Source organism: Bacteroidota bacterium (genome assembly GCA_039714315.1).
Taxonomy (GTDB): Bacteria; Bacteroidota; Bacteroidia; order Flavobacteriales; family JADGDT01; genus JADGDT01.
In genome coordinates this window covers 1-4,462 of record JBDLJM010000196.1, presented here as the reverse complement: position 1 = coordinate 4,462, position 4,462 = coordinate 1, and the positions used below count along the sequence as shown (strand labels likewise).

Sequence of the window (4,462 nt, the reverse complement as noted above, 5' to 3'; positions counted from 1 at the left end):
GTTGAAGAATTTTACTGTACCTTTTTTCATTTTTTAATGAATAATATAATTAATAATGCGCAAAGATAGAATTATTTAATGATTTGAACTATTTTTCAGCTATTTATTTATAAAAAATGAAATATATGTAATATGAGATAGTCTTTTTTGATAAAAAGCAAGTCTGGTTTTCCATTGTAATTTTACTATACATAATAAAAAAACCGCAACAATTCCTAATAAAAATGTGTTACGGTTTTGTGTGGTGCCTCGCAACCCCGATGCTTCGGTGGAACTACGTATACAAGTTAGAATTTAATATGTTATAGAATAATTGACTTATCTATTGTTTTATCATTTTCGTTGTTTGTATGCCATTGTTGGTTTCTAATACACAGAAATATACACCGGCAGGTAGATTATCTGCTTGCCAAATAACTTGCTGTTTACCCGATGATTGTTTTTCCTCAATCACTTTAATCTGCACACCAAGATGGTTATATATAGTTATTGAGATAATCTCGGGAATAGTTAGTTCATACTCAATAGTTGTTGAGGAGGCAAAAGGATTAGGGTAATTATGGACTAATTGAAGGTTTTGTTGTAATTCATTTACTCCAACCCCATATCCGTTTGCATAACCAATTTGAGGACTGGCCTGAGCCCCAGTTATTAAGTTATGAAAACAAGCAAACCATAAGTGATAATCATCATCATAAAATAAAACAGAACCTCCGTAGATGCCCTTTCCCCACTCTCTCGGATCAGTAAATATTGGGTTTTCAGAATGTTTAATCCAACTAATTCCGTCGGTAGATGAGGCGTAACCTATATGTTGTAGGACACTCGTGTTTATTGGGCCTTTTAACCCGGTGTACCACATTTCATAGCCGGAAACATTTTTAAGAACATTTGGCAACATAGCCCTATGTTGATCCCATGCATCAGTTTCCCCGAGCTCAAGTACTGGATCGCTGCTTGCAAAAGGAGCTTCTGTAGTTGTTGGATCATCGTGTTTTGTCCATTGTAAACCATCGGTTGAAGTTGCCAGACCGATTTGAGGAAGTGCTTGTATTTGTGGAAAACCTGGTCTTAAGCCAGTATACCACATCTTGTATTGTCCTGCGTCCTTTATAACGGTTTGTACCCAAACTCCGGCATCATCCCAATCTCCTGCAGGTCCTTCATAAGGGCCTATAGGATCAGGATGCTTACTCCATGTTTTGCCATAAACAGATGTAGCAAAACCGTTCCCACCAGGTCCACTATACCACATCTTTAACGTATTACCATCTTTAATTACGGCATCTGGACCCACGCTACTTTCTTCCCAGGGTAAATCGGCTGTTAATACGGGATTTCCACTGTATTTGTCCCATGTTATACCATCAAGAGACCAAGCATATCCAACATTCGCAATACCTGCTTGCCATATGATTTCATCTCTTCCTGTATACCACATTTTTAAAGTATCCCCATCCTTAATAACACATGGAAACCAAACTGTTTCATCATCCCACTCATCAGGATCACCATAGCTTAAAACCGGTAGATTAGTTGGTTCGCTAAATCCATATTGTGCGGAAAGTTCTACTGTAAAAATAAACAGAATCAATCCTAAAAAGATTAAATTAATGTGTGATTTTGTTTTCATGATAGTCTCTTTTTTTAAATTCAAACTTTGAGCTATTTACTTTGTCAACAGTGAATAGCATCATATCACATACTCATAACAAATGTCTGGACTTTTTGAAAAAAACACAATGATACAAATCATCGAAATGAATGAGTGTGGTCAATTGTTTTGCTGTATAAAATATTGAGAAAATGTTACATTAAAAAAAAGCCACTTCAATATTTTGAAGTGGCTTTTTAGTGGTACCTCGCAGAATCGAACTGCGGACACATAGATTTTCAGTCTATTGCTCTACCAACTGAGCTAAGGTACCTTGCTTATGCTTAATTTAAGCGGTTGCAAATATAAATCTTTTTCGTTTTTAAGCAATATATAAATAAAAAAACTTCCGATAACATTTATCGGAAGTCTTTTCTTGTTTATTCTTTAGGAGTTTCACCTTCTTTAGTGTCTTTAACAGCTCCTTCTGTTCCTTCTGCACCTTCAACGCCCTCTTCACCTTCTTCACCTTCTTCACCTTCTTCACCTTCTTCTTCTTCTACCTCATCAACTATTGCCGCTCTGGCAACTCTTACTTGACAAACTACCATGTCTCCCGGGTGATTAAATGAGATGTTTTCATAATCAAACTCTTCTACAGAAAACTTATCGCCGATATTAAGATCTTCAATATTTACTGTAAAGAAATCGGGAAGATCTTTTGGTAATGCTGTAATAGAAAGTTTTCGATTAGGAAAACGAAGTACTCCACCATTTTTCACACCAACTGATGTGCCTTCCAGCTTAACCGGAATTTTTATTGTAAGAGGTTTGTCATCATGTAATTGGTAGAAATCGATGTGTAACAACTTATCAGTTACCGGGTGAAATTGTAAATCTTGTATAACGGTTTCATATTTTTCTCCGTTATCTAATTCAATCATTGAAATATAAACGTTAGATGTAAATACCAATGGCTTGAATGTTAGTTCATCTGCTGAAAAATGTATTGGTTCACCCTCGCCGTATATAACGCAAGGAACCTTGTCAGCATTACGTAGTGCTCTTGTAGCTTTTTTGCCTACGCTTTCTCTTTTAGATCCTTTGATTGTAATTGATTGCATTTAATTTATAAAATTTGAAATTAATATTTTTACATTAGAAATTGTCCACTTATAGATTCATTCGTATGCACCTTATTCATTACCTTAGCGAATAAGGGGGCGCAAGATACAACTTTTATCTTACTATTTTCTATTTTAAGGGGGATAGTATCAGTCACTACTAATTCCTCTAATTTTGAGTCTTTTATTCTCTCATGTGCCTTTCCTGATAAAATCGCATGAGTAGCCACTGCTCTTACGCTTAAAGCTCCTCTTTTTATCATTAAACCGGCTGCTTTCACCAATGTTCCTGCAGTATCGACCATATCATCTACTAAAACTACATGTTTGCCTTTTACATCACCTATTAGTTCCATTTTACTTATGATATTTGCTTTCTCACGTTGTTTATAACATATAACAACATCGCTTTTTAGGTATTTTGAATAGGCATAAGCTCTTTTAGATCCTCCCATATCGGGGGATGCAATTACAAGGTTAGGCAATTTTAAATTTTCGATATAGGGTAAAAAGACAGTCGAAGCATATAAATGGTCTACCGGTTTTTCAAAAAAACCTTGAATTTGATCAGCGTGCAGATCCATAGTCATAATACGTGTGGCACCGGCACTTTGAATTAAATTGGCTACCATTTTGGCACCAATGGCTACACGTGGTTTGTCTTTTCTGTCTTGACGTGCCCATCCAAAATAAGGGATAACGGCGGTAATATGACGAGCAGAAGCCCTTTTTGCTGCATCTAGTAGCAACAATAACTCCATCAAGTTGTCTGCCGGTGGCATGGAAGAGCCTATAATGAAAACCCTTCTTCCTCTAACAGATTCCTTAAATGCTGGTTGAAACTCCCCGTCACTAAAGTTTTGTAAATCAACTTTTCCAAGGGGTAAATCGTTTTCTTTTGCAATTTTTTTTCCTAATACTTGACTTTGCGAACAAGCAAATAATTTTGGTGTTAAGTTTGATGATGACATGAAATATAGATAAGTTTGGTTGAGCCTGTGCAAAATTAAAAAATTATTATAATTTTGTACCCCGTTCTAAATTTTTTTAGTGAACATATTTTTGAAAGATATCAGTATATATGTTTAAATGAGATTGATTAGCGTGACTATGATAAATGTTGAAAAAATGATGAAGGGCTAATTTAATGTGAGCTCGAGTGGCGGAATTGGTAGACGCGCTGGATTCAAAATCCAGTGGTAGCAATATCGTGTGGGTTCGATTCCCACCTCGAGTACGACAAACCCTTATAATTATATGATTGTAAGGGTTTTGCATTTATTATTTCTACAATATTGATTAAAATATCTTTTACTTTCGATGTTTCAGTTAATAAAATGACTTTCTATTAGAGATGCAACAATACCGTTTTTTTAGTAGGAGTTATAAATTTCTGATTATACTACATTTGGAAGTTACTTTTTTAAATTTATTTGTACTATATCCACGAAATTTATATGTTAATAATTATGATATTAGTAACACTTAATAAAAAAAAGAACTTTAACTTTGAAGGTTAACTTTTTTAAACCTTTCTATTATGAAAATAAAACGAAACATTGTTTGGTCATTAATTCTTTTCTTTTCACTTATTCTCAGTCCTTTTAGTTTTAGTCAACAGGATCGATTTGATATAGACGATAAGTACAAATGGAATTTAACCGATTTGTATCAATCAAATGAAGATTGGAAAGAAGCCAAAGAAAAATTGATCGCAAAATTACCAAAAATCGAAGAATTCAAA

Annotated in this window: 4 protein-coding genes and 2 tRNA genes; 2 read left to right on the top strand and 4 right to left on the bottom strand. The window is 34.6% G+C overall.

What is annotated here, in order from left to right:
• Positions 1–322: 322 nt before the first annotated feature.
• The 4 genes from ABFR62_13235 to ABFR62_13220 all read right to left on the bottom strand — a co-directional run bounded on the left by ABFR62_13235 (position 323) and on the right by ABFR62_13220 (position 3,689).
• Positions 323–1,633 (bottom strand): T9SS type A sorting domain-containing protein, encoded by a 1,311-nt coding sequence (locus ABFR62_13235; protein ID MEN8139383.1) that lies wholly within the window; start codon positions 1,631–1,633, stop codon positions 323–325.
• Between the two features lie 222 nt (positions 1,634–1,855).
• Positions 1,856–1,928 (bottom strand) — tRNA-Phe (locus ABFR62_13230).
• A 106-nt stretch (positions 1,929–2,034) separates the two neighbouring features.
• Complete coding sequence (locus tag ABFR62_13225; protein MEN8139382.1) at positions 2,035–2,718, bottom strand: 50S ribosomal protein L25/general stress protein Ctc; 684 nt, start codon at positions 2,716–2,718, stop codon at positions 2,035–2,037.
• 29 nt (positions 2,719–2,747) lie between these two features.
• Positions 2,748–3,689 carry a ribose-phosphate pyrophosphokinase gene (locus tag ABFR62_13220; protein ID MEN8139381.1) on the bottom strand — a complete coding sequence of 314 codons (942 nt, stop codon included), beginning with the start codon at positions 3,687–3,689 and terminating at the stop codon, positions 2,748–2,750.
• 182 nt (positions 3,690–3,871) lie between these two features.
• Here ABFR62_13220 and ABFR62_13215 point away from each other — a divergent pair.
• Both ABFR62_13215 and ABFR62_13210 read left to right on the top strand, forming a co-directional pair.
• Positions 3,872–3,955 (top strand) — tRNA-Leu (locus ABFR62_13215).
• 303 nt (positions 3,956–4,258) lie between these two features.
• The coding region (locus ABFR62_13210; protein ID MEN8139380.1) for a hypothetical protein at positions 4,259–4,462 on the top strand (204 nt) is incomplete at its 3' end.

Excerpts from the sequence above, each read along its gene's own strand:
- ABFR62_13235 (MEN8139383.1), bottom strand. The coding sequence starts at position 1,633 with ATGAAAACAAAATCACACATTAATTTAATCTTTTTAGGATTGATTCTG.
- ABFR62_13225 (MEN8139382.1), bottom strand. The coding sequence starts at position 2,718 with ATGCAATCAATTACAATCAAAGGATCTAAAAGAGAAAGCGTAGGCAAA.
- ABFR62_13220 (MEN8139381.1), bottom strand. The coding sequence starts at position 3,689 with ATGTCATCATCAAACTTAACACCAAAATTATTTGCTTGTTCGCAAAGT.